The organism is Bradyrhizobium sp. Unk1 (genome assembly GCF_059512345.1).
Genome location: NZ_JCAMOP010000004.1, coordinates 50,392 through 74,165, shown reverse-complemented (window position 1 = coordinate 74,165; position 23,774 = coordinate 50,392). Strand labels below are relative to the sequence as shown.

The 23,774-nt window shown below is 62.3% G+C and carries 21 protein-coding genes and 1 pseudogene; 8 read left to right on the top strand and 14 right to left on the bottom strand.

The window, feature by feature from the left end:
• Positions 1–35: 35 nt before the first annotated feature.
• The 3 genes from AC5ZFO_RS06200 to AC5ZFO_RS06190 form a co-directional block, all read right to left on the bottom strand.
• The gene (locus AC5ZFO_RS06200) at positions 36–710 is read right to left on the bottom strand and encodes a response regulator transcription factor (RefSeq protein ID WP_028146749.1); all 675 of its coding nucleotides are present in this window, start codon (positions 708–710) and stop codon (positions 36–38) included.
• Positions 711–869: 159 nt separating this feature from the next.
• On the bottom strand, positions 870–1,823 hold the full coding sequence (locus AC5ZFO_RS06195) for an ABC transporter substrate-binding protein (protein WP_404979672.1): 954 nt from the start codon (positions 1,821–1,823) through the stop codon (positions 870–872).
• A 131-nt stretch (positions 1,824–1,954) separates the two neighbouring features.
• Positions 1,955–3,718, bottom strand: coding sequence for a cache domain-containing protein (locus tag AC5ZFO_RS06190; RefSeq protein ID WP_282518292.1), 1,764 nt, complete (start codon positions 3,716–3,718; stop codon positions 1,955–1,957).
• A 467-nt stretch (positions 3,719–4,185) separates the two neighbouring features.
• Here AC5ZFO_RS06190 and AC5ZFO_RS06185 point away from each other — a divergent pair, with 467 nt between their 5' ends.
• A complete protein-coding gene (locus tag AC5ZFO_RS06185; protein WP_282518293.1) occupies positions 4,186–5,043 on the top strand; it encodes a metal-dependent phosphohydrolase in 858 nt (285 codons plus the stop codon).
• Between the two features lie 70 nt (positions 5,044–5,113).
• Positions 5,114–5,800, top strand: a complete 687-nt coding sequence (plsY, locus tag AC5ZFO_RS06180) for a glycerol-3-phosphate 1-O-acyltransferase PlsY (RefSeq protein WP_282518294.1) — start codon at positions 5,114–5,116, stop codon at positions 5,798–5,800.
• A 269-nt stretch (positions 5,801–6,069) separates the two neighbouring features.
• Here the strand turns inward: plsY and AC5ZFO_RS06175 are convergent, their stop codons facing one another.
• The 4 genes from AC5ZFO_RS06175 to AC5ZFO_RS06160 all read right to left on the bottom strand — a co-directional run bounded on the left by AC5ZFO_RS06175 (position 6,070) and on the right by AC5ZFO_RS06160 (position 9,873).
• Positions 6,070–6,411: a YunG family protein gene (locus AC5ZFO_RS06175; protein ID WP_282518295.1), complete on the bottom strand. Its 342-nt coding sequence runs from the start codon at positions 6,409–6,411 to the stop codon at positions 6,070–6,072.
• A 487-nt stretch (positions 6,412–6,898) separates the two neighbouring features.
• Positions 6,899–7,990: a TRAP transporter substrate-binding protein gene (locus AC5ZFO_RS06170; protein WP_014496209.1), complete on the bottom strand. Its 1,092-nt coding sequence runs from the start codon at positions 7,988–7,990 to the stop codon at positions 6,899–6,901.
• A gap of 194 nt (positions 7,991–8,184) precedes the next feature.
• Entirely contained in the window at positions 8,185–9,327 is a 1,143-nt protein-coding gene (locus AC5ZFO_RS06165; RefSeq protein ID WP_282518296.1) for an Mrp/NBP35 family ATP-binding protein, read from the bottom strand.
• A 108-nt stretch (positions 9,328–9,435) separates the two neighbouring features.
• A complete protein-coding gene (locus tag AC5ZFO_RS06160; protein ID WP_282518297.1) occupies positions 9,436–9,873 on the bottom strand; it encodes a VOC family protein in 438 nt (145 codons plus the stop codon).
• Between the two features lie 187 nt (positions 9,874–10,060).
• On the opposite strand from AC5ZFO_RS06160, the gene AC5ZFO_RS06155 reads away from it, so the two are divergent.
• From AC5ZFO_RS06155 to AC5ZFO_RS06135, 5 genes are all read left to right on the top strand, one after another.
• Positions 10,061–10,933: an NAD(P)-dependent oxidoreductase gene (locus AC5ZFO_RS06155; RefSeq protein WP_282518298.1), complete on the top strand. Its 873-nt coding sequence runs from the start codon at positions 10,061–10,063 to the stop codon at positions 10,931–10,933.
• A gap of 22 nt (positions 10,934–10,955) precedes the next feature.
• The gene (gene nhaD, locus AC5ZFO_RS06150; protein WP_496121735.1) at positions 10,956–12,233 is read left to right on the top strand and encodes a sodium:proton antiporter NhaD; all 1,278 of its coding nucleotides are present in this window, start codon (positions 10,956–10,958) and stop codon (positions 12,231–12,233) included.
• A gap of 137 nt (positions 12,234–12,370) precedes the next feature.
• Positions 12,371–13,966 carry a sensor histidine kinase gene (locus tag AC5ZFO_RS06145; protein WP_166352131.1) on the top strand — a complete coding sequence of 532 codons (1,596 nt, stop codon included), beginning with the start codon at positions 12,371–12,373 and terminating at the stop codon, positions 13,964–13,966.
• Between the two features lie 44 nt (positions 13,967–14,010).
• Positions 14,011–14,214 (top strand): DUF1289 domain-containing protein, encoded by a 204-nt coding sequence (locus AC5ZFO_RS06140; RefSeq protein WP_282518300.1) that lies wholly within the window; start codon positions 14,011–14,013, stop codon positions 14,212–14,214.
• Positions 14,215–14,242: 28 nt separating this feature from the next.
• Positions 14,243–14,782, top strand: a complete 540-nt coding sequence (locus tag AC5ZFO_RS06135) for a TIGR02281 family clan AA aspartic protease (protein WP_282518301.1) — start codon at positions 14,243–14,245, stop codon at positions 14,780–14,782.
• 114 nt (positions 14,783–14,896) lie between these two features.
• On the opposite strand, the gene AC5ZFO_RS06130 is transcribed toward AC5ZFO_RS06135, so the two are convergent.
• Both AC5ZFO_RS06130 and AC5ZFO_RS06125 read right to left on the bottom strand, forming a co-directional pair.
• Positions 14,897–15,259: a hypothetical protein gene (locus AC5ZFO_RS06130; protein WP_282518302.1), complete on the bottom strand. Its 363-nt coding sequence runs from the start codon at positions 15,257–15,259 to the stop codon at positions 14,897–14,899.
• A gap of 46 nt (positions 15,260–15,305) precedes the next feature.
• Positions 15,306–16,769, bottom strand: a complete 1,464-nt coding sequence (locus AC5ZFO_RS06125; RefSeq protein ID WP_282518303.1) for a hypothetical protein — start codon at positions 16,767–16,769, stop codon at positions 15,306–15,308.
• A 398-nt stretch (positions 16,770–17,167) separates the two neighbouring features.
• Between AC5ZFO_RS06125 and AC5ZFO_RS06120 the strand changes: the two are divergent.
• Positions 17,168–17,329 (top strand): annotated as a pseudogene (locus AC5ZFO_RS06120) (outer membrane protein); the annotation flags it as partial.
• Positions 17,330–17,379: 50 nt separating this feature from the next.
• On the opposite strand, the gene dusA reads toward AC5ZFO_RS06120, so the two are convergent.
• The 5 genes from dusA to AC5ZFO_RS06095 form a co-directional block, all read right to left on the bottom strand.
• Positions 17,380–18,375: a tRNA dihydrouridine(20/20a) synthase DusA gene (gene dusA, locus AC5ZFO_RS06115; protein WP_496121731.1), complete on the bottom strand. Its 996-nt coding sequence runs from the start codon at positions 18,373–18,375 to the stop codon at positions 17,380–17,382.
• A gap of 441 nt (positions 18,376–18,816) precedes the next feature.
• The gene (locus AC5ZFO_RS06110; protein ID WP_282518305.1) at positions 18,817–19,527 is read right to left on the bottom strand and encodes a hypothetical protein; all 711 of its coding nucleotides are present in this window, start codon (positions 19,525–19,527) and stop codon (positions 18,817–18,819) included.
• A gap of 505 nt (positions 19,528–20,032) precedes the next feature.
• Positions 20,033–21,181 (bottom strand): OpgC domain-containing protein, encoded by a 1,149-nt coding sequence (locus tag AC5ZFO_RS06105; RefSeq protein ID WP_282518306.1) that lies wholly within the window; start codon positions 21,179–21,181, stop codon positions 20,033–20,035.
• Positions 21,182–21,398: 217 nt separating this feature from the next.
• Positions 21,399–21,929 (bottom strand): hypothetical protein, encoded by a 531-nt coding sequence (locus tag AC5ZFO_RS06100; protein ID WP_282518307.1) that lies wholly within the window; start codon positions 21,927–21,929, stop codon positions 21,399–21,401.
• 115 nt (positions 21,930–22,044) lie between these two features.
• Positions 22,045–23,757, bottom strand: coding sequence for a thiamine pyrophosphate-dependent enzyme (locus tag AC5ZFO_RS06095; protein WP_282518308.1), 1,713 nt, complete (start codon positions 23,755–23,757; stop codon positions 22,045–22,047).
• Positions 23,758–23,774 lie beyond the last annotated feature (17 nt).

The window sequence follows — 23,774 nt, the reverse complement described above, 5'->3', positions numbered from 1 at the left end:
TCGGCGATCTGCCATAGGCCCCGGCGGCCGCCACGCTATTTCTCCTCGGACATGAGATAGCCGACGCCGCGGATGGTGTGGATCACGACCTTGGCGCCGTGCTCGGTGAGCTGCTTGCGCAGCCGCGAGACGTAGACCTCGACCGCGTTGGAGGCGACCTCGCCTTCGAGCCCGAAGATGTGGTCCTCGACGTTCTTCTTCGGCACCACCCGGCCCTGCCGGCGCAGCAGGATCTCCAGCACCGAGGTCTCGCGCGCGGAGATGATCCGCGGCTGGTCGTCGACGAAGATCTGGCGGCTTTCGGTGTCGTAGACGAGATTGGCGAGGCGCAGCGAGCGGCCGAGCAGCTGGCCGGGCCGGCGCAGGATCGCCTCCAGCCGCGCCACCAGCTCCTCCATCGCGAACGGCTTTGCCAGATAATCGTCGGCGCCGCTGCGCAGGCCGCTAACGCGGTCCTGCAGGCCGCCGCGCGCGGTCAGCACCAGCACCGGCAGCGGCTCCATCTGCCGCCGCAGCTCGCGCAGCACCGAGAGGCCGTCGCCGTCGGGCAGGCCGAGGTCGAGGATCATCGCAGCGTAGCTGACGCTGCTGACCGCCTCGCGTGCCTCGGCCGCGGTGCTCACGATGTCGCTCTGGTAGCCGGCGGCCGACAGCCCGGCGGCAACGAGCCGCGACAGCTCGACATTGTCCTCGACGATCAGAAGGCGCATCGCAGTCCCGCCGGATGTTCCGGTGCAATCACGGCTCGCGCCGCATCTTCGCTCTCTTCCACCATTCCGGCCGCCTCGGCCAGCGAAAAAGCGCGTGGCAGGCCAGCCGCCCCCCTGTCAGGTTCGTGTAAGCCGACCTGGGCGCGTTCCCATGATGGTTTACTCGATCACCTCATCCGCTCCGGCAATGACTGCTGCGGAGAACGGATGGCCGAGCAGTTTCGCTGCCTTCAAATTGACAACGAGCTCCACCTTCGTGACGAGTTGAACTGGAAGATCAGAAGGCTTCTCGCCCGACAGAATGCGTCCGGCATAGATACCCGCGCGATGGTGCGACTGCATGAAATCTCCTCCGTAGCTCATCAAACCTCCAGCCACGGGAAAGTCTCGGGTCTGCGTGATTGCGGGTAGTTGATATTTCATCGCGAGAGCCGCCAGCCGGCGACTGCGAAATGCAAAATAGGGGTCGGAGGTAAACACAACTCCGCCTGGCCCGTCCCTGGCCACGGCAGCGAATACGGATTCGAATTCATCCTCCTTGCTTGCGCTATAGATCTGCAGTTGAACCCGCAGGGCCTCTGCGGCCGCCTGAAGCTTCTGCAATTGTGATGGTGCGGTCGGACTTGTCGGGTTGGCGACAACCGCCAATCTGGTCGCCGTGGGCAACAGGTCGCGCATCAGCTCAAGCCGCTTTGGCGACACATCGACGCTCAGGCTCGATACTCCCGTGATATTTCCGCCCGGCCGCGACAGGCTGTCCACCACGCGTAGCTGAACGGGGTCGCCGCCCATCTCGAACACGATGGTCTTGGTCGTACCCGTCGCCTTCGCGGCAAGTGCCACCGGTGCCCCGCCAGGAGCCACGATCAGGTCTACATTTCTGGCGACCAATTCGGCAGCGAGGGCAGGCAATCGAGAATATTGTCCATTGGCCCACTGAAAGTCGATCGCCACATTGCGACCCTCGACGAAGCCGGCTTCCTCCAGCCCCTGTCGGAAAGCCTCAAGTCGACTGCCGAAGAGCTCGGGTGACTCCGGGCAAAGATAGCCAATGACCGGCATGGAGGGCTTCTGCCCATACGAGACGGTCGTCCACGTCGCGGCGCCTGCCATCCAAAGAAGAAAATCGCGCCGTCTGGCGCGTCCGCGTAGCGTTGCTGCTTCAGGGTTGGCGCACCTCATGCCTACGGACCCGCTGCCGTCAGCCGTTTGCCGGAGCATAGCCCCGGATACGCGAACAGTCTCTAGCGGATTGTGCCAGACATCCCGCGGCCACTCGGCGAGAGAGCATCGAAGGATATTCCGAAGACTGGAATGGCTTCGTCAAATCCTTTGATTTCGCGGCCCCCGAGATCCTCAACGGGCCGCCTGCCCTTGACGTCGGCCGCGACTTTGGCGTCGATCAGGATTTCCTTGTCTGCGGCAGATGCGCACAGCCGGGCCGCAAGATTCACGACGCTCCCGATGGCGGTGTAGTCGAGCCGGTCCTCGTATCCGATCCGGCCGACAGTCGCCGGCCCGCTGGCAAGGCCGATTCCGAAACCGACGTGGTAGCCACGCGATCGCCAGCCGGCGATGAGGGCTTGCACGTTCGTCTGCATGTCGACGGCGAGATCGATGGCTCGCAATGCAGGCTCTTCGACCGGGACAGGTGCGTTCACCAGCACCATCAGTCCGTCGCCGGAGAAATTGATCAACGTCGCTTCGAATTTCGCGATGACCCTGCCGAGGCTTTCATAATATTCCGACAATACGCTCATGACGTCCTCGGGCGCGGCGCCTGCTGAAAACGCGGTGAACCCCCTCAAATCGCAGAAGACGACGACGACTTCCGTACGGCGGCCGTCCAGCACGCTGTCATCGCCGGCTCGATCGACGAGATCGGCGACCTGGGGGGCAAGGAACCGCTTCAGCTTGGCGATGCGCTCCTGGTGCTGCTGCGCCAGAGCCAGCTCGGAAGCCATTCTGTTGAAACTGTTTGCAAGACGCTGGAACTCGTCCCCGGTGTGGATTGAGATGCGGTGGTCAAAGGATCCCGCACCAATCCTCTCCGTGCCCTCCTCGAGCAGCTTGATCGGCTCCGTCATCCGGTGCGCCAATGCATAGGCAAGTATCCCTGCGAGCATGGTGCTGATTGCGAGGAGCATTGCCGTCCGCCACAGGGCGGAATAGATCGGCGCGTAAGCTTCGGATAGCGGCTGCACGACCACGACTGTCCAATCGGGGCCCTGTACGGGAGCCGCGCTGGCAGCAACATAGTGCCCTTGTGCATCGCGGCTCGTTGCGAAGCCCGCTTTCGACCCTATCGCGTCCCGCACAGCCCGAAATGGTTTGGACGTCGCTTCCTCCGCCCCGCGGAGCACGAGGCTGATGTCGGGATGGGCGATCAGGCGACCCGATCGGTCCAGGACGAAGGCGGAGCCGGTCCTTCCGACCTTGATCGCCGAGATCACATCCCAAATCAGCTTGAGGTTGACTTCGGCTATGACTGCGCCGACCGCCGGTCGGTTGCCGGCAATCCCAACCGTCAAGTACGGTTCGGAGCCTCGATTGTAGCTGACGTCGCTGAACCAGATCTGAGCTGCGCGGGCGCCAACCAAGGCGGGATCGGCTGATCGGTCCGTGCGGCTCTCGATACGGTTGAGGCCGATCCGCGAGATGTAGAGACGCTCCAGGCCATTGCCGTCGAGCAGTGTGAGACTGACGATGGCGGGCGCTTGTCGAAGCAGGCGCAACGCGTCGGTCCGCCGGCGTTCGTCGAACTCGTCACTCCATGGAAGCTGAACCAGCCAGCCAAGCTGGCTCGTGATGCCGTGGATGAAATCGTGTATTTCGGCGGCCGCGGATGCGGACTGGAGGCTAAGCCACTGGTCGAGCCTCGCGCGCTGATCGCGATAGCCGAACCACGCCTCAATAACCCCGTTGAATGCGAGTGGGATCGCGACAGCCACGAAAAGCGCGAGCAGATATTTATGAAAAAGGCCGCGAAACCGATCCTGAGGAATCATGATCCGGTCTCCTGATAATCACATAAATACAATGACCCAGAATAACATGTCGCTCCGCCGTCGGGTGGAGTTCATTCGAATCCCGAGCGTACCGGTGCACCCTTCGCGCTTTTAAGGGCGGACCAGCCACGCGGCCTGGCGACAAATTGGCGCCATGGCTGAATTGTCGGCCGATGTCAGCCTCCGGCTGACTGGCCTTCGCGCCGCACGCCGGCTTTTGACCACCCTAAACGGACGTTGCTGCCGGACCGACGTAGCATGCGCCGCAGCCACGTTGATCTAGGTCAAGCATCACCCCCTCCTTTGGCCTCACGTCATGTTCAGCCCCATTTGAGGCGGCGACGTCGCCTTTCAGTTCGCTCGCGCATAGCAACTTCCAGGTCGGCGTCGCATTCTTCCAGTGGCCTCCTCTCCCTCCTGATCCCTGCAGAAGGCTTACTGGAGGTTCGTCGACGAGGATCTTGCTCATGATAACAATTCCAGAACTGACGTCCCAGGCGCTCGGTGCGTTTCTCATCTCGGAGACAAAAGGCCGCTTCGGCTCATCGCATGCCAACTTGCCGGAATTGCTCCCCTACGCAGCGAAGCTGGCCCTGGAATGTATCGGTAACAGCGATGCGTTGTATCACAACGTGGAGCACACCCTGTTGGTCACGCTGGTGGGGCACGACATTCTGATCGGCCGCTCTCTTCTGAGGCCAACCACGGCCAGCGATTATGCTCACTTCATCCTGGCGTGCCTGATTCACGACATCGGCTACGTTAGAGGCGTAATCTACGGAGACCAGGAAGGCGCCTATGTCGTTGATGGTACCGGCCGAACGGTTGAGTTGCCGATCGGCTCCTCCGATGCAGCGCTTGCGCCCTATCACGTCGACCGCTCGAAATTGTTCGCCGTGGAACGTCTCGACACAATCGACGAAATTGACGCCGCTCGTATTGCTCAGGCCATCGAATATACCCGCGTTCCCTATGCAGACGCACCAACGAGCGAACTCAAGGATGATCTGGACCAGGAGGAAGGTTTGTTGCTGCGTGCCGCTGATCTGATCGGTCAGCTCGGCGATCCCAACTACATGAAGAAATCAAATGCGCTCTTCTATGAATTCGAAGAGATAGGCCTCAACAAATCGCTCGGATACGCCACGCCCGCGGACGTCGTGCACAAATATCCGCAATTCTACTGGACAAAGGTCGCACCGCAAGTCCCGGCGGCGATCCGCTATCTGAACGTAACATCGAGCGGAAGACAATGGATCAGCAGCCTGTATGGCAATGTCTTCCGCGCCGAGCGAGAGGTCAGACTATCTGGTCCGCAGCTGTAGATCGGCATCCCCATGGCGGTCCAACAAATCCGGCGATAAAACACTGATTGCGGAAACTGGAATCGAACCCATGGTCTTCTGGACGGCGAGCGCAGTCGGGTTGGTGGTCGCCTATCTTTTCGGCTCCATACCCACGGGCTATCTGGCGGGAAAACTCTTGAGCGGCATCGATATTCGAGAGCATGGCTCCAAATCCACCGGGGCGACGAATGTCTTGCGCACTCTTGGAAAATGGCCTGCGTTGATGGTGCTCATCGCCGATGTGCTGAAAGGCGTGGCCGCCATCCTCGTCGCCCGCTCGTTCTGTCCCTGGCTCTCGACGGAGCTTTCGCCGACGCCGCCGCCAGCGCTTGATCTGCAAGTCTGGGTGCCATGGGCTGTTGGCCTGGCCGGAATTGGCGCGCTGCTGGGGCATAGCCGCTCGATCTGGCTGAACTTTACGGGCGGCAAATCCGCCGCGACCGGGCTGGGCGTGTTGCTGGCGATGTCGTGGCCGGTGGGATTGGGTGCTGCGACGGCCTTTGGCATCGTGCTGGCGATGACCCGGATTGTTTCCCTTGGCTCGATCCTCGCGGCACTGACGGCGATCGCCCTGGTCTGCGGTTTCGAGCACCCGTTGCCCTATCGGCTGCTGGTGATCGGAGGCGGCATCTACGTGATCGTTCGCCATCGCGCCAACATCCAACGGCTGTTGGCGGGGACGGAGCCGCGCCTGGGTCGAACTGGCCCGGATGCGAAGGCAGGAGCGCAGGTTTAGCCTATTGCGGTTCCAGGAGCCGGCAATCCCCGTTCCGATATTCGATGGAAGCGTGCACGTGTCTTTCCGGTGCTCCAGCTGCTATCGCCGTTACCTTGACGCGACCACAGCCGTTCTGATGCGGTAAGCAGTTTCGCCGAGACGTCGCGGAAATACACGATCCGCAGCCGATCGATTATCCGGGGCAGATACGATTGGTCGGGAAGTCGGAGCCGGAGGCCGACTGATGGACGCCGGGCAAGCCCGCCGTCCCACCAGCCGGGATAGTACTAGTCACAGTGCCGCAGAAAAGCGGCTCTGAGTTCGGCCAGTTGGTCGCTCGTCGCTCCCAGCTCTGCGTCGGCCCGATCTGTGAGCAAGTCGACGTAGGCAATCGGCCGATCGAACTGGCTCGCCGTGAAGTCATACCTCTTGCCTTCGATCCGATTGTAGAAATGATCGCCGGCCGGCAGAGGCGTCTTCAGCAGCTCGCCGCCGTAGAGTTCGTGAACGAGCAGCGCCGTGACGTTGCATTGCCCGGCCGCCGGATTATCCGGCGTCCATTGGCTGGAAGTCGACAACGACCAAGCCTTGCGCAGCGCGTGTTGAACCTCATCGGGATCGAAGCTCATCGTCACCTCACGGGATCGGCACCGAAGCGCCAATTTCGGATTATACGATGTTAGCTACTTGCCACTGTTTTGCCCGACGTGTCAAACGGCTTCGCAACTCGGACTGAGCCCTACTCCATCCACGCGTCATTGCGAGCGCAGCGAAGCAATCCAGACTGCCTCCGTGGAAAGATTCTGGATTGCTTCGCTACGCTCGCAATGACGACGTGGAAACAGACGCGCGCCGAACACCGGGTCATTCGGGAAGGCTCGCCATCAGGGGAGATCGCCGCGTTGGCCCCGGCCGCGCGACGATTGCCCCTTCCTGCTGATTTACCCCAACGGTCCAAATGGTTGGCGGCAGTTACAGGGCAACCTGCCCTCATCGCGCTTCTACTGTGCATGGGGTTGTTTTGCATATTTTTGTTTGGGCGGCCGCTGGCGGCAAAGAAAAAGCCCGGCCTCGCGAACGAGGCCGGGCTCTGTCGTCTTGCGACGTTTCGAAAGATCAGCCGCGGGTGCGCGAGCGGATCATGAAGCTGTCGTAGGTGTATTCGGCGACCTGCCACCACAGATATTCGTCGGAGCGGTAGGCCTGCATGGCGTCGATCGACTTCTTGAAGTCGGGGTTCTTGGCCGAGATCTCGCCCCACAGCTCGTTGGTCGACTTGAGGCAGGCCTCGAGCACTTCGTTGGTGAAGGGACGAAGCTGGGTGCCGCCGGCGACCAGACGCTTCAGCGCCGCCGGGTTCTGCATGTCGTAGCGCGCGGCCATCCAGCTGTTGGCGTTGGCCATCGCGTTGGTGAGGATCGCCTGGTAGTTCTTCGGCAGCGAATTCCACTTGTCCAGGTTGGTGAAGGCGTGGACGGTCGGACCGCCTTCCCAGAAGCCGGGATAGTAGTAGTACTTGGCGACCTTGGCGAAGCCGAGCTTCTCGTCATCGTAGGGGCCGACCCACTCGGCGGCGTCGATGGTGCCCTTCTCCAGCGCCGGATAGATGTCGCCGCCGGCGAGCTGCTGCGGCACGACGCCGACCTTCTGGAGCACCTGGCCGGCGATGCCGCCGATGCGCATCTTGAGGCCGGAGAGGTCCGCAACGGTCTTGATCTCCTTGCGGAACCAGCCGCCCATCTGGGTTCCGGTGTTGCCGCAGGGCTGACCGATCACGTTCGACTTCTTGAAGAACTCGTTGCCGAGTTGCTCGCCGCCGCCCTGGTACCACCAGGAGTTCTGCTGGCGCGCGTTGAGGCCGAACGGCACCGAGGCGTAGATCGCCCAGGTCGGGTCCTTGCCGACATAGTAGTAGGAGACGGTGTGGCACATCTCGACCGTGCCGTTCGAGGTCGCGTCGAGCGCCTGGAGGCCGGGGACGATTTCGCCGGCGGCGAACACCTGGATCTGGAACTTGTTGTCGGTCATCTCGGCGACGTACTTCGCCAGCTGCTCGCCACCGCCATAGATGGTATCGAGCGACTTCGGGAAGCTCGACGTCAGGCGCCACTTGATCTCGGGCATGGACTGCGCGATCGCCGGCGAGGCCACCGCGGCGGTCGCCGCCGCGCCTGCTGCCGACACTTTCAGGAAATCACGACGCTTCATCTTCAGGTCTCTCCTTGTTGGGGCGTTTCCCCTAAACTTCCTCGTTGTCGCCGCTCGTTCCGGCGACGCGTTCTAAGTCGCGTCGAACCGAAGGGGCTTGACTGCCGTGGCCTTTAACACGGAAGCCCCGCTTTCGGAACGCGACAATGGCATGACGGGGCTCTACGAAAGTCGCATGTCCCCAAAAGACCGGCTCAGGCCGCGGCGATAACGCCTTTGAGCTGGTCCCGGACCTGCCCTGCAATGGCGCGATAGATCGCCGCATGAGGACCGTCCGGCTCGCTGTCGACCACGGGATTGCCGGCATCCGAGGTGGCGCGAATCGCCATGTGCAGGGGGATCTCGCCCAGGAACGGTACCCCGAGCTTCTCCGCCTCGTGGCGCGCGCCGCCATGGCCGAAAATATCCGATTTCGTGCCGCAATGCGGGCACTGGAAGTAGCTCATGTTCTCGACGATGCCGAGCACGGGCACGTTGACCTTCCTGAACATCGCAAGCCCCCGCCGTGCATCGATCAGGGACAGGTCCTGCGGGGTCGAGACGATCACGGCGCCCTTGAGCGGCACGTTCTGCGCCAGCGTGAGCTGGGCATCGCCGGTACCGGGCGGCATGTCGACCACGAGTACGTCGAGGCTCCCCCATGCGACGTCGCGCAGCATCTGCGTCACCGCCGACATCACCATCGGACCGCGCCAGATCATCGCGGTCTCTTCCTCCACCAGGAAGCCGATCGACATGATGGCGAGGCCAAAACGCTTGAGCGGAATCATCTTGCGCTCGCCGTCCAGCGCCGGCTTCTCGTGGAGGCCCGTCAGCCGCGGCACCGAGGGGCCGTAGATGTCGGCATCGAGCAGCCCGACCCTCAGGCCGAGGTCGCGCAGGCCCAGTGCCAGGTTGAGCGCGGTGGTCGACTTGCCGACGCCGCCCTTGCCCGAGGCGACCGCGATCACGGCGGCGACGCCCGGAATTTCGGACTGCCGCGCCATCGGCGATTGAGCGCCGCCCTGCGGCGGCGGCTTGTGGGCATGGACCGGCTGCACGCCCGGCGTGCCGCGGCTCGGCGTTGGCGGCGGAGGCGGTGCGGCGCCGGCCTTTCGCTCGGCGGTCAGCGCCACCATCACGGTGGTGACGCCGGGAATGGCTCGCACCGCGGCCTCGGCCTCGGCGCGGACGGATTCCCAGGCCCGCGCCTCGGCGGCATCGACGTTGATCGAGAAGAACACCTTGCCGTCGGCCGCGCTGATCGCGCTCAGCACGTTGGCATTGGTGAGCGCGACCCCGCGGGGCGACTTGATCCTGGCGAGGCTGTCGAGAACCTGTTGCTGCGTCACGCTCAAAGCGCATCTCCTGAACAGAGCATGATCCGGAAACGTGTGGAGCGGCTTTCCGATAAGATCATGCTCAAGGCTTGAGGATGCCCCATTAGAGCGGAAACGGCCAAAAGGCTACTGCCTGCCGATATCGTCAGCCATCTCCGCGGGGGCAGCCCCCTGCTCCGCAGCGGCCTCGTAATTGAGCTCGATCATGACCCCGTTGGGGTCGTGGACGAAGATCTGCCAGAGGTCGCCGCCGGGCACCTGGCGGGAGTCGAATGTCATGCCCTTGGACGTCAGCCGCTGCTTCATGCCGTCGAACCCGCGGCTGACGAAGGCGACATGGTGGACAACGCCGGAATCCGGCTTTTGTGGCTCCGAGGTCGGGGAAATATCGACGAGGTGCACCACCGGCTTGCCCTCGCTGTACATCCAGGCCCCCGGGAAGGCGAAATCGGGCCGGGCGCCTTTTTCCAGGCCCAGCACGTCCTCATAGAAGCGGACCGTCTCGGCCAGATTCCGGGTCCGGATGTTGAAATGATCGAGGACGCCAACGCTCACGCCGCCCATGCTTTCGCTCCCTTTTTTTATGCAGCACCTTAAGTCCCGCCATCCTAGCACAGGCGGCTGCCAAACGAAGCCGTTGCCCTCTGGCCTCAAGGGTTTATGGTGCGCTCCTAATCCGCTCTCATAGCGGAACCAGGCGCCCCCGCCCGGCAAAAACCGTAAAACCCAAACTACGGACAAGGTACCACACATGGCTAAAGTCGCTTTCCTCGGTCTCGGCGTGATGGGCTTCCCCATGGCCGGACACCTCGTGAAAAAAGGGGGCCATGAGGTCACCGTCTACAACCGCACCGCGGCCAAGGCGAAGGAATGGGCGGACAAGTTCGGCGGCAAGACCGCGGCGACCCCGAAGGCCGCAGCCGAGGGCCAGGATTTCGTGATGTGCTGCGTCGGCAACGACAATGATCTGCGCGCGGTCACGATCGGCCCCGACGGCGCATTCGCCGGCATGAAGAAGGGCGCGACCTTCGTCGACCACACCACCGCCTCCGCTGAGGTCGCCCGCGAGCTGGATGCTGCCGCCACCAAGGCCGGCTTCAAGTTCATCGATGCTCCCGTTTCCGGCGGCCAGGCCGGCGCCGAGAACGGCGTGCTGACGGTGATGTGCGGTGGCGCCGAGGGCGCCTATTCCGGCGCCGAGCCGCTCATCACAGGCGCCTATGCGCGGATGTGCAAGCTGCTCGGGCCCGCCGGCTCCGGCCAGTTGACCAAGATGGTCAACCAGATCTGCATCGCCGGTTTGGTGCAGGGCCTCTCCGAGGGTATCCACTTCGCCAAGAAGAGTGGCCTCGACGTCGCCGCCGTGATCGAGACCATCTCGAAAGGCGCAGCGCAGTCCTGGCAGATGGAGAACCGCTACAAGACCATGAACGAGGACAAGTACGATTTCGGCTTCGCGGTCGAATGGATGCGCAAGGACCTCTCGATCTCGCTGGCCGAAGCCCGCCGCAACGGTGCCAATCTGCCGGTGACCGCGCTGGTCGACCAATTCTACGCCGAGGTCGAGAAGATGGGTGGCAAGCGCTGGGATACGTCGAGCCTGCTCGCGCGCCTTAACCGCTGACACCTGTCGAACTGATCCCGCCTTGCTGATCGCGATCGCCGTCATCTTCGTTTTGGCCTATGCGGCGATCGCGCTCGAACACCCGCTCCGGATCAGCAAGAGTGCCACGGCGCTGATCGGCGCCGGGCTGCTCTGGGCGATCTACGCGGCCACGATCGGCGACCACGCCATGGTCGGCCGGCAGATCGACGAATCCGTCGTTTCCACCGCGAAAATCGTGTTCTTCCTGATCGGCGCTATGACCATCGTCGAGGTGATCGACGCCCATGACGGTTTCGAGGTCATCACCTCCCGCATCAGCACGACGAGCCAGGTCCGCCTGATGTGGCTGATCGGCTTCGTGACCTTCTTCCTCAGCGCGATCCTGGACAATCTCACCACCACCATCGTGATGGTCTCGCTGATCCAGCGGCTGATCGCCAGGCGCGACGACCGCCTGCTGTTCGCCTCCCTGATCGTCATCGCCGCCAATGCCGGCGGCGCCTGGACCGTGATCGGCGACGTCACCACGACCATGCTGTGGATCGGCGGGCAGATCACGCCGCTGAAGATCATGGGCTCGGTGTTCCTGCCCTCGCTGGTCAATCTGCTCGTGCCGCTCGCCTTCATCAGCCTTCTGGTGAAGGGCAAGACCATCGCGGCGCCGCCCAAGGACGACGGAGTTCAGCTCGTCGGGTCGTTCGAGCGCAATCTGATGTTCTATCTCGGGCTCGGCGTATTGATCGCCGTGCCCGCCTTCAAGGCGGTCGCGCACCTGCCGCCCTTCATGGGCGTGCTGCTCGGGCTCGGCATCGTCTGGCTGGTCGGCGAGGTCGTTCACCGCGACAAGGACGAGCATGTTCGCCGGCCGCTGACGCTCGCGCATGCGCTAACGCGGATCGACATGAGCTCGATCGTGTTCTTCCTCGGCATTCTGCTGGCGGTCGCCTGCCTCGAACATGCGGGCCTCCTGTCGATGCTGGCGCGCTGGCTGGAGGCGACGATTGGCCGCCAGGACGTCATCGTCGTCGTGCTCGGCCTGCTCAGCGCCGTCATCGACAACGTGCCGCTGGTGGCGGCGACGATGGGCATGTACGACCTCGGCCACTACCCGACCGACAGCTTCCTCTGGGAGTTCATCGCCTATTGCGCCGGAACCGGCGGCTCGATCCTGATCATCGGCTCGGCCGCCGGCGTCGCCGCCATGGGGCTCGAGCGGATCGAGTTCCTCTGGTACGCCCGCCGCATCGCCATCCCCGCGCTCGCGGGCTATCTGGCGGGCGCGGTGGTCTACGTCGCCCAGCATGCGGCGCTGCACTGACCGGCACTGCGTGCGTTCAAAATTAACGCCGGGTTAACGTAATTCTTTAGCTCCTTAAGTCACCTCTTAAGGATTTCTTGCCAGAGATAGACAATGCAGAAGGCCCGCCTTTGCGCGGGCAGGAATGTTGTTGTTCGATGAGTAAACCCGCTGAAAAGCCAGAGGTCGTGCAGCTTCCGGCCGAGCCGGTGAGCGCGCCATCTGCGAGCAGCCGACGGGCTGCGTCGCAGCGGGTACGCGAGGCGCGCGACAAGTTAACGTCGACCAGCGGAACCCGGCCGGCTTTCGACGCCGAGATGCTGCGCCAATATGCCCAGACGCGGCTGTCGGCCTCCTATGTCGTGATGCTGCTGGTGGTCGCCACCGGTGTGCTGTTCGGGCTGTGGATGCAGCCGATCCCGGCCGCGGCCTGGACCGCCGGCATGCTCTGCATCCACGCCGCGATGATCCGCAGCTGCCACCGCTTCCTGGCTGAGGCCTCCTCGCCTGCGGCGACGCGCACATGGCGGACGCACTTCGTCGTGCTCGACCTGCTCTATGGCCTGTGCTGGATGGCGATCCTGATCCATCCCGTGCTCGACATGGTCACGGAAACGCTGATGATGTTCCTGATGCTGCTGGTGATCGCAGTGTCGAGCATGCTGGCCGCCAATCTGCCGATCGCCGCCCTCGCCGCCACGGCGCCGGTCGCGGTCGCGATGGCGCTCAGCTTTGCAATCACCGGCGCGCTCGACAATTACATCCTGGCGGCGCTCGCGCTCGCGGCCGAAGGCTATTTCGTGCTGCTGGCGCACCGCCTGCACTCCTCGACCTTCGCCACGCTCGAAGCACGCGCCGAGAAGGACGCGCTGATCGGCGAGCTCGAACAGGCCAAGGCGATCTCGGACGAAGCGCGCCACCGCGCCGAATCCGCCAACGTCGCAAAATCGCGCTTCCTCGCGCAGATGAGTCACGAGTTGCGCACGCCGCTGAACGCGATCCTCGGCTTCTCCGAGGTGATGAAGAGCGAAATTTTTGGCGCGCACGCGGTGCCGGTCTACAAGGAGTACTCGGCGGACATCCATAATTCCGGCGTGCACCTGCTCAACCTCATCAACGAGATCCTCGATCTGTCGCGGATCGAGGCTGGCCGCTACGAGCTCAACGAGGAAGCGGTGTCGCTGGTCGGCATCGTCGCCGACTGCCATCATTTGATGAAGCTGCGTGCCTCGAGCCGCGGTATCACCATCCACGAGGTGTTCGAGCAGGCCATGCCGCGGCTCTGGGCCGACGAGCGGGCGATCCGCCAGGTCGTGCTCAACCTGCTCTCCAACTCGATCAAGTTCACCCCGCAAGGCGGCGAGATCTGGCTCAAGGCCGGCTGGACCGCTTCGGGCGGGCAATATCTCTCGGTGAAGGATTCCGGCTCCGGCATCCCCGAGGACGAAATCCCGATCGTGCTCGCCTCGTTCGGCCAGGGCTCCAACTCGATCAAGTCGGCCGAACAGGGCGCAGGGCTGGGCCTGCCCATCGCCAAGAACCTGATCGACCTGCATGGCGGCACATTCACGCTGAAATCGAAGCTGCGCATCGGCACCGAGGTGATCGTCACCTTCCCGCCGGAGCGCGTGATGAGTGCGCTGGCGCCGATGTCGGACGATTCTCCGCCGCTCCAGCCGGACAGTTCCGCGGTGCCCGACGAGAAGCGCCGGCCGCGTCACAAGCCGATCATGAGCGCAGGTACGGGCTCTTAACGAGATGCTTGCAGACATGCCCGACGATCCCCCACTATGGCCACATGAGCAAAGAAACGCCGTGCGTCGCCGTCTGCATGATCGATCCCAAGACCAGGCTGTGCTTCGGCTGCGGCCGGACCTTGCCGGAGATCGCGCGCTGGCACGCCATGGAGAGCACGGAACGGCTCGCGGTGATGGCGCTGTTGCCGGCACGCATGGTGGACGCGGGTTTGCAGCCAATCGCGGGATCGCCGAAACGCGTCTGATCGCCCTGCGTCGCCTCGGAGGCGCGCGATGATGCGCTTCCTGCTCGTTCTCGTCATGCTCGCCGGCACGGCCGGTGCCGTCGTCGCCTATGGCGATCCCGACCGGATCGCGCGCGCGAGCAACAAGGTCTCGCACATGTTTCGCGCGCAGATCGCCTCCCCGGCCCCGGCCGTGCAGATCCAGCGCGGCCAGGGCGGCGAGTTCGCGCTGCGTGCGAAGATCAACGGCGTCGCCGCACCGATGGTGATCGATACCGGTGCGACCTCAGTGGTGCTGACCTGGGAAACCGCGAAAGCGATCGGACTGCCTCTCGAGATGCTCGAATACGACGTCGATCTCGAAACCGCCGGCGGCCACACCAAGGCAGCCCGCCTTACGCTCGACCGCCTCTCCGTCGGCCACCTCGTCGAAAAGTCGGTGCCCGCCCTCGTCGTGCAGCGCGGGCAGATGAAGACCAACCTGCTCGGCATGAGCTTCCTCGACCGCCTGGAGAGCTGGGGCGTGCGCGCCGACAAGCTGATGCTCACAGGCTACCCGGAATTGCCAGATCGCCGCGCGCTCCGATAATCCGCTTCGCTGCGCGCCCCATGCGCACGATCAAGGCCCAATCAGCCGGGACTGTCTGAGCCGCACAACGCGATCGGCGTTTGTCAGATCGCCCCTTGGCCGCTCTGGCGCCGGTCAAACTGACGGCGCCGCTCCATCCAGGCAGCCCCGCTGGATCCAGTCCGCGATCTCATCGATATCGGCATCGGCAAAGAAAGAATTCGCGTTGAGCGGCATCCGGCCGAACCGCGCATGCGGGTCGTTTGCATCGAAATCCGGCGTATCGCCCCGTAGGGCGTGGATCATGATCGAGTTGTCGGGATCGCCAACGACGACGACACGCTGCCCCTTTACCGTACCGTCGGTGACGAACGTAGTGTGGGTCATGTCGCGCCACCAGCGGCCATGGCCCGACAGGTCCGGGTCTGCGCCCACCTTGGTACAACAGGCGTCCATGAAATTCTGGAAATCTGCATAGGTCGTGATTTTGCCTGCCATGTCCGATCCCCCAACTGCTTCGTCACTTCAAATTCGGAACCCCACGTCACCGACGTTGAAGCACGCGGGCCAATGCCTGCACCATCGGGTCATTGTCGAGAGCGGTCCTCGCCGGCGACACAGCCTCATTGGTTTTTCGTGGTGCCATCTTGGCGCCGGTCGCTGTCGATAAGGGCGCTGCAATCCGCCGGAATGCCGCGGATGCCAGCATTAGCTGCGCTGGGTCGTGTGCATCGAGCGCCATGAACGCGACAAAGTCCCGGCCGAGCTGATTTGACACGGCCTGATGGCATTCCATGCAGCTGGAGCCGTTCCGCTGCTGGTAGGTCTCCATCGTCGTGTTCGCCAGGGTCGAACCAACTCCCAGCGGGAACGGTCCTCCTACGTTGGTCGGACCTGGTGTCCCCGGCGCGCTTGGCCATTGCGTCATGATCAGCATGTAGTTGGCCCAGACCGTTCCCTTGATCTCGGGGAGATTCCAATACGCCCGGTTCATCTGCATCGTATCGGACTGGATCGGTTGCAGACGAACGACCTGCATCGGATCCGGGTTATCGCTTGGAGGATTGTCGTCGGAGATCATCTTGGGGGCCGGCGTCGGCGCGAGCCCCGGAGGCGGAGATCCGGAGTTGAACGAGTAAGGAACCTGCGCGGCCTTGGCGTCCGGCTCATCATTTTTTGGTGGAACGTTATCGATATGCTCGAACGAGCTCCAGATCCATTGCGGCCGGAGCTTCGTCTTGATCACGATATGGAGGCCGACGAGCGCGATGTCCCGCTCGTTGCAAACGATGCTTCCGCCGCGCGTCGTCGCGACCGGATCAAAGACCATGGCTTTGGCGATGTAATAGCGGCTGCGGTCGATCCCATCGTTTGGCTTGAGCACGCGCCAAGCAGCTTTCAGTTCAATTGAACCGTCCCGAAACGCCCCGGGTTTCGCTGCGGTGGGCAGGTTCTGCTTGATGTACCACTTGTTGTTGTCATCGACGATTGAATCGAACTGCTCGCGATTAAAGCGAACCTCGTAGCGGGTGTACATCCGGCTCTGGTCAATCAGCGGATTGGCAAGGCGGGCCAGCGTGAAGGCGGCCTGATTGAAATCCGCGAAATGACTGAATGCGCTAAGCGTCTTGGTCTGGTTGGTGACAGCGCCTCCGCACGGGTTCGTGCCGTCGTAGCTGGTCCATGATGCCGGTCTCGGCGCGCCCGGCGCAAAGACCTCGTAGCGCGCCTTGTAGGTCTCCCAGACGCGGGGGCCCGCGTCGCCCGGCTTCTTGGTCCGATCGGGCTGCCCGCGGTTTGGGGCGCCGTCCAGAGCCGGCCAGTTCAACGCGACGAAGGCCCGCCAGCTGAAATTGTCAAACCGCGGAAACGGATTGCCGGGCGCATCCGGGACATCATCAATGCGGTCTGGCAGCACCTGCGGCGTCACATCCTGCGCCGACGCATTGCGCGGAACAAAAAATATCGAGAAGCTCACCAGGATCACTATGGCCATGAAAATTGGCATCGCTGGTCCCTCATCAAATCGACCCGCATGACGGGTCCGAGTCCAACGTCTCCGACGCGAAAACAACCGCGAACGTCACCGCATGAAATGATGCGAGGGCCGAAGGATCGTCGGGCGAGTAAATAGCAGAGTAATAAACAATTTTAGATTGTAGAACGCGTCCTGTCTAATGCTTTATTGTCGCAAACCCTCTCGATCCACCCATCATTGCGATGTCGTGTATGCGCGACGCCAGAGGCATCTCGCCTCGTCATCCTGACGGACAGCGGCCGATCTGGCGCCTTGTAAGGCCACCAGCGCGCTGCGCAACATCGGCGCGGCTGCCAGCCAACCGCCTGACCCGAGCCCCCGCCAACAATCCATCGATGCGGCATTTCCTCTATTTACAAACCGCCTAGTCGGCGGGCCGCGGCGTCGAATGAGCGTTCCTGCCGAAATGGTCGGCCAAGGCCGAATATCTCTATACCGAGTTCAAGCACGACGATCTGCCGGACTGGAACGCCGCGAAATTCCACACCTTCCGCGTCGGCGTGAACTATCATTTCGATCTGTTCCGCTGAGGCAGGCCGAAAGAGCCGGATTTCACGATCCGGCTCTTCACCTGCCTGGGCTAGGCCGCGGCCTCCGCCGGAGCGCGCGCACCGACACGCGCGATGGCATCCCGCAGCACGTCCACACCGGCGCCCGGCTTCACCCCTTGCTCGGCAAGATGGCGGCGGAAGGCGCGCGCGCCGGGCACGGCGTGGAACGCCCCGACGAAATGCCGCGTGATCGCATGCAGCCGCGTGCCCCGCGCAAGCTGCTGCTCGATATAGGGCATCATCGCTTCGAGCGCGTCCTGCATCGTCGCATGCGGCGCCGCTTCGCCGAAGATGTCTTGATCGACGGAGAGCAGCCGCCATGGCTCCTGATAGGCGGCGCGGCCGAGCATCACGCCGTCGACGTGCTCGAGATGCGCTTTCGCCTCGTCGATGCCTGGGATGCCGCCGTTGATGATGACAGGCAGGTCAGGCATCGCGCGCTTGAGGCGATAGACGCGATCATAGTCGAGCGGCGGAATGTCGCGGTTCTCTTTCGGCGACAGACCGTTCAGCCAGGCTTTTCTGGCATGCACGATCAGCGCGTCGCAGCCGGACGCAACCACTCCGCGCGCAAGCGTATCGAGCGCGGCTTCCGGATCCTGGTCGTCGATGCCGATGCGGCATTTCACCGTGACCGGAACGGCGACCGCGCACTTCATCGCATCGACGCACCTCGCCACCAGCTCCGGCTCCGCCATGAGACACGCGCCGAAGCGTCCATCCTTCACGCGATCCGACGGGCAGCCGACATTGAGGTTGATCTCGTCATAACCGAACTCCTCGCCGATCTGCGCGGCCAGCGCGAGTTCGCGCGGATCCGAACCGCCGAGCTGAAGCGCCACCTTGTGCTCGACCGCATCGAACCCGAGCAGCCGCTGCCGGTCACCATGAATGATGGCGCCGGTCGTCAGCATCTCCGTATAGAGCAGCGCCCGCCGCGTCAGGTGACGGTGGAACACCCGGCAATGCCGATCGGTCCAATCCATCATGGGGGCCGTAGAAAATTTCCACCTTAAGCCATTCATTTCGTTGATCTATTTAACCTTCAGTTGATCCTTCGTGTGATTGGACCGATTGAGAAATCTGGTGTGACGAAGCTACCGCAGCTTGGCTTTTCTAGGCCCATATAGGCATGATTTGGAAGCGGAAATCGCCTCTTCGGATTCTCAGTGCACACGCCAGACACACGAGAGCGAGGCATGCACATGCAAAGTACCGAGATCATAGCCGCTCAATTATGCTCACTTCGCGATGTGAGTATAATTGGCACCTATGGCACAATGGACTTCTTGGGCTAATCAAGCAGAAGCTTGAGGCTAGCGATCTGTGCCTCATGCTCGGCGTCACGGGCAATTCGCGCCCTATGATCATGATAGCGTCGCATCGTCCGCCGTGTATGAGCCCGCATAAGACAACTTTACGAAGAATGCTCGGCACAAGCTGCGGCCTGTTATCCCTCTCGCGGATCACTTCGACACGAAGCTTTTCACAGCGAGCCCCGAGCCGACGATAGAGACGTCGTGCAATTTTACTGCAAGATCCGCGCTCACAATTCGAAGAAGGTTGGCGCGAAGCTCCGGTTTGTTCGCCGTGAATTCTCTGACGTGGTGCAGATCCCAGCTTGCAAGCGTTCCGGCGCCGCGTGCCACAACGTCCACCGGACTGGCCAAGCCGCTGTAGGCGCTCACGTCGCCGATGAGTTGACCGGGCCGAAGCGCTATTCTGGTGCCGTTGCAGAGAATGGCCTCGATTTCTCCGGCCATGACAACAAGAGCCTCGGACAAGAGCTGCCCCCTTGTGAGAATGACTTCTTCGGCCGAGCAGTCGACCCATCGGGCAAGGCTGACCAGCCCCAAGAATTCCCGCTTGTCGACCGAGCTGAATGCGACCTGATAGAGCCGTTCTTCCCTGTCGCCCAGCACGACCGGCCGCCGCTCCAGGAGCGTCGCCACGATCCGAATCGCGTTGACGATCATGAACGCCGCTCCCCAAAAGATCGGCGGCCACAGCGTGTCGTCCTGGAAATAGTAATATGGCAAGGTCAATCCCTCACCAACGATGGCCAGGACACGCAGCGTAAGGACGCCTTGCGCCGAGAAGGCGACGAGGAACACGATGTTCGAGAGGTTGATCAGGCCGTTGATCCCGAGAACCTGATCAGCCACGAACTCGTACATGAAGACTCCAACGACGTTTTCTGATGCGGCCATACCGTCGCTGAGTGGGTGCGCGAATTCGATGGGGAAATAGCCGCTCCGATATAGATGCAGCATAGGGATCGGGGGTGAAAGCGCCTTCCGCGGCACGGCATGGCAACGTTTAAACACGCCGGCTCTTGGTATTTGGGCATCCCTATGCCGCTCCTACAAGACGACAAACGCCCCCCTCTCGAATTCAAATATCTTTGCGTTCATCTACTGCGCAAGCATTTGCCCGCGGTGACGATGGAGACGGAAGATGATCTACGCGGCTCTGGCAAGAGATCCGAAGAGCCTGGCCCGAAAGGCTGCTCTGGTCATATTCCGGTTCATTCTGGGGAATGACGGACCGCGCATGCGATACCGCCCCGAAGCTCACTATATGCGGGGCCCGGGCCCGAAATGGCGAGAGAAGCACGGCCTGGATCGACACATAAAATCGTGATCGCTTCATCGCAACTCGTGTTTCAGCCTCCCGCGACGCTCAACCTGCCGCCGCGACGGCCGCCTTGGCCGGCGCCTTGTCGGTGCTCTTCGACCAAGACCGGTAGTAGGCCAGCACGGTCATCATCAAGATGCCGACAATGCTAACCACGATCTGCATCCAGATCGCGCCGGAAATCTCGACCAGCACGACATGTGCGGCAAAGGACAGGAATATCCCGGCGCAAAACACCTCGAGCGATTGTTGACCGCATTTGATTGCCGGTCGAAAAATCGTCCGTTCCAGACCCGGCCAGTCGCGGGGCAACAGGCGAACGACGAAGAACGCGAACACGACGAAGTGCAGAAGGCGATAGGGTGCGAGATTGGTCTTGTCGTTTGGATTGAAGGCGCCGTAGACCTCCGCCGGGATCAGTGACCGCAGCTCGTCGAACCGGGCCGACATTGTCATCACCAGAGCGAACAGAAGATAGGCGATGCCGAGCGCCAATGCGGTACGCGACCGGATGAACGGCATCGCCTGTGTCGATCCGCAAAGCGCAAACCAGGCTCCGAACGTGAACAGAAACTGCCAGGCGAATGGATTGAAGTACCAGACGCCAGTTGGATAGGCCGAGAGGTTCCATCCGAAGTGCCTGGCCAGCAGATAGAGCAACGCCGAAGCAGCCAGCGTTAAATTGGGTCTGCGCAGCATCAGCCAGAGTATCGGCGGGAAGACGCCCATCAGCACTATGTAAAGCGGCAGCACATCCATGTTCACCGGCTTGAAGCGAAGGATCAGCCCCTCGAACAGGAACTGCGCGGAATTTCCGAGGAAGCCCCTTATGTTGAAGTCGTCGGTGAAGCCGGAGTTGCCAGACCTCTGTGCGACATATTCGATTTCGGCGAGATAGAGCACGAACAGGAAGACGTGCGCGACATAGATCTGCCAGACCCGCTTCAGAAGTCTCGTCGCGCCGACGACAAATCCCCGTTCGAGCATCATCCGGGCAAAGACGAAGGCGACAGTGTAGCCGGAAATGAAGATGAAGGGATCCGCAGCATCGCTGAAGCCGTAGTTCCGCGTCGTCACCCAGTTCACGATGTTATTGGGGATAAGGTCGAGGAAGATTCCCCAATTTGCCACACCTCGGAACAGGTCCAGCCGCAGATCGCGGCCTTTCGTCGGCAGCGTAGCGAGGATCTTCATCGTCAATGCACCCAAGCTCAAGCGCGCGGGTTCTCCTTCGCCGGCCGCCTGCTCGCGCAGCGTCTCCGTTTACGGCGTCTAGAGCCGGCCCCGGCATTTCGACGTGACCGCTCCGAGCATAGCTGCCGATGACTGCTCGTATTGTACAATCGTGCGCATGCGGGACGTGAGTTCAGCGGAAGGACGGGAGACGAGACCTGCGCAACGGCCTCAATCTTCAATCTGCTTCCGGAAAATGCCACCCCTCCCAGGCGTCACGATGCGCGACGCGCTTCCGCGAAGCTGGTCTCGATCGCGCCTGCCTGTCCATCGGCTCAAACCAGCAGCACGCCTCGACCGGTCCCTGGAGCTCATTGGGCCTGCGGACTCTCGCGACACGAAGCGAGGGAACTACTCTGGATTTCTCACGCTTGGATCTCACGGACGGATGCTCCGCGGCGATCGGCCGCGCATCCGGTGTCGACTTCGCGACCGCGCCGGCCTCCGCGTCGACGGCCGGTCGCCTCGTTCCTTCATCGGACAGATGTTCGACCAGCGCCATATCGATGGATGGCGGCGAGAGTGTCGGCTGGCTGGTATCCAGGACAACCTTCTCCGGCCATTTGCGCGCGGATGCGATCCGGATGGTGGCTCGCTCGATGCCGTTCGCCCGATCGGCAATTCTGTCCGGCTGCTTCGGCAAAGACCAGTCAATGATCAGCAGAAGAGCAGCGAGTGCGCCGCCGACAACAGCAAAATACCTAGCCATGGGCAAAGCCGATGGCTCCGGCAATCTCGGCAATCTCGATCGACTCATCACAGCAATGCCTAGCCACTCTCACGCAGTGCGGCATGCCATGCCACCGCTGGGGGAACGACCTCGACTAGAGGAAGTTTTCCTTCACCATTTCCCAGACGTCGCCTCCGCGACCGTGCAGGACGGCGCGAGCGGAATAGAGCGCCATCCCGATTGCAGGCTCGACTTGCATGAATGGCGGCATGACGAGCTGCATCGGGTTGACAAGCACGTGCAGGAGCGCAGGTCCCGGCTGCGCGAGCCAGTCCTTGGCCGCGGTCTCCAGCTCGCTCGCGTTCGAAACGGTCTGGCCCCAGAGACCCAGGGCGCGCGCAACCCCTGCGAAATTCGGGTTCTTCAACTTCGTGAAAGTGTCGAGCATACCCTCGGCCTTCTGCTCGATCTCGACAAAACCAAGCTTGCCGTTGTCATAGACCGCAATCTTGATCGGCAACTCCTGCGCGACGATCGTCATCAGGTCTCCGAACAGCATCGAGATTCCGCCGTCGCCGGCCATGCACACGACCTGCCGGCCGGGTTCCGCCTTCTGGAGCCCAATGGACGACGGCATGCCGTTGGCCATCGTTCCATGAAGCAGGCTCGCGAAAATGCGGCGCTGGCCGTTTCCCTCGATATGGCGATAGGCCCAGGCGGCCGGGGTGCCGTCGTCGGCCGTGAACAGCGCATCCTTTGCCGCATGGCGACTGATCACCTGCGTCAGATAGCTTCCGGGAATACTGCCATCGTGACCGGCAGCAACCTTGGCCCGCTCAGCCTCCCTATATTTCGCGTAGCGCTTCAGATACGCGCTTCGGAACGAGGCGTCGGAGCGCTCGACCAGCTTCGGCAGCAAAGCCTCCATCGTCGCCTTCACATCGCCGACGACGCCCTTCGTGATCGGATGACGTCGTCCGAGATGGGTCGGGTCGATATCGACCTGCACGATCCTGGCCTTGTCCGGATAGAATTGCCGCCAGGCAAAATCTGCGCCCAGCATCAGCAGCGCATCGCAGTCCAGCAAGGCGTGGTACCCGGCCTCGTTGCCGAGCATCCCGGTCATTCCGATGTTGTAGGGATTGTCAAACTCGAGAAAATCCTTGGCTCGCGACGTATGCGCGATCGGCGCCTTCAGCCGGTCGGCGACCGCGAGAATCTCCTGATGTGCCCCCTGGCAGCCTGAACCACCGTACAGCACGACGTTTTCGCTCGCGTTGAGGATGTCTGCGATCTCATCAAGATCCGTATCGTTCGGCCTGGTGACGGGCCTGGCTACGTGCACCGCATAGGGGATTTTGTCGTCAACGCTCGAGGCGGAGATATCCGCCGGCACGATCAGTACGGCAACGCCACGTTTCGCCAAGGCCGTTTGGCAGGCGATCACCGTCTTCCGGCGCGCCTGTTCCGGGGTATGGATCATGTCGCAGAAGACGCTGCAATCCCTGTAGACCTGCTTGAAGTCGACCTCCTGGATGAAATCGAAGCCCAGTTCGTCGCGAATGATCTGACTTGCGATCAGGATGACGGGCGCACGGTTACGATTGGCCTCGAAGATCCCGTTGATGAAGTGCAGGCTTCCAGGCCCGCAGCTGCCGGCGACTGCCGTCAGGCGATCGGCGAGTTGCGCCTCCGCCTGCGCGGCGAATGCTCCCGCCTCCTCGTGTCTCATCGAGATCCACTCGATCTCGCTTTTTTCGAGCGAGCGGGCGATCAGATTGAGGGTGTCGCCGACGACGCCGTAACAGTGCTTGACGCCTGCGCTTTGCAAGGTCTCAACAATGATATCCGCGACCAGCTTGCCCATGACATTCAACCTTGGCT

Excerpts from the sequence above, each read along its gene's own strand:
- AC5ZFO_RS06200 (WP_028146749.1), bottom strand. The coding sequence starts at position 710 with ATGCGCCTTCTGATCGTCGAGGACAATGTCGAGCTGTCGCGGCTCGTT.
- AC5ZFO_RS06195 (WP_404979672.1), bottom strand. The coding sequence starts at position 1,823 with ATGGCAGGCGCCGCGACGTGGACGACCGTCTCGTATGGGCAGAAGCCC.
- AC5ZFO_RS06190 (WP_282518292.1), bottom strand. The coding sequence starts at position 3,718 with ATGATTCCTCAGGATCGGTTTCGCGGCCTTTTTCATAAATATCTGCTC.
- AC5ZFO_RS06185 (WP_282518293.1), top strand. The coding sequence starts at position 4,186 with ATGATAACAATTCCAGAACTGACGTCCCAGGCGCTCGGTGCGTTTCTC.
- plsY (WP_282518294.1), top strand. The coding sequence starts at position 5,114 with ATGGTCTTCTGGACGGCGAGCGCAGTCGGGTTGGTGGTCGCCTATCTT.
- AC5ZFO_RS06175 (WP_282518295.1), bottom strand. The coding sequence starts at position 6,411 with ATGAGCTTCGATCCCGATGAGGTTCAACACGCGCTGCGCAAGGCTTGG.
- AC5ZFO_RS06170 (WP_014496209.1), bottom strand. The coding sequence starts at position 7,990 with ATGAAGCGTCGTGATTTCCTGAAAGTGTCGGCAGCAGGCGCGGCGGCG.
- AC5ZFO_RS06160 (WP_282518297.1), bottom strand. The coding sequence starts at position 9,873 with ATGGGCGGCGTGAGCGTTGGCGTCCTCGATCATTTCAACATCCGGACC.
- AC5ZFO_RS06155 (WP_282518298.1), top strand. The coding sequence starts at position 10,061 with ATGGCTAAAGTCGCTTTCCTCGGTCTCGGCGTGATGGGCTTCCCCATG.
- AC5ZFO_RS06145 (WP_166352131.1), top strand. The coding sequence starts at position 12,371 with ATGAGTAAACCCGCTGAAAAGCCAGAGGTCGTGCAGCTTCCGGCCGAG.
- AC5ZFO_RS06140 (WP_282518300.1), top strand. The coding sequence starts at position 14,011 with ATGAGCAAAGAAACGCCGTGCGTCGCCGTCTGCATGATCGATCCCAAG.
- AC5ZFO_RS06135 (WP_282518301.1), top strand. The coding sequence starts at position 14,243 with ATGATGCGCTTCCTGCTCGTTCTCGTCATGCTCGCCGGCACGGCCGGT.
- AC5ZFO_RS06130 (WP_282518302.1), bottom strand. The coding sequence starts at position 15,259 with ATGGCAGGCAAAATCACGACCTATGCAGATTTCCAGAATTTCATGGAC.
- AC5ZFO_RS06125 (WP_282518303.1), bottom strand. The coding sequence starts at position 16,769 with ATGCCAATTTTCATGGCCATAGTGATCCTGGTGAGCTTCTCGATATTT.
- dusA (WP_496121731.1), bottom strand. The coding sequence starts at position 18,375 with ATGAATGGCTTAAGGTGGAAATTTTCTACGGCCCCCATGATGGATTGG.
- AC5ZFO_RS06110 (WP_282518305.1), bottom strand. The coding sequence starts at position 19,527 with ATGTACGAGTTCGTGGCTGATCAGGTTCTCGGGATCAACGGCCTGATC.
- AC5ZFO_RS06105 (WP_282518306.1), bottom strand. The coding sequence starts at position 21,181 with ATGAAGATCCTCGCTACGCTGCCGACGAAAGGCCGCGATCTGCGGCTG.
- AC5ZFO_RS06100 (WP_282518307.1), bottom strand. The coding sequence starts at position 21,929 with ATGGCTAGGTATTTTGCTGTTGTCGGCGGCGCACTCGCTGCTCTTCTG.
- AC5ZFO_RS06095 (WP_282518308.1), bottom strand. The coding sequence starts at position 23,757 with ATGGGCAAGCTGGTCGCGGATATCATTGTTGAGACCTTGCAAAGCGCA.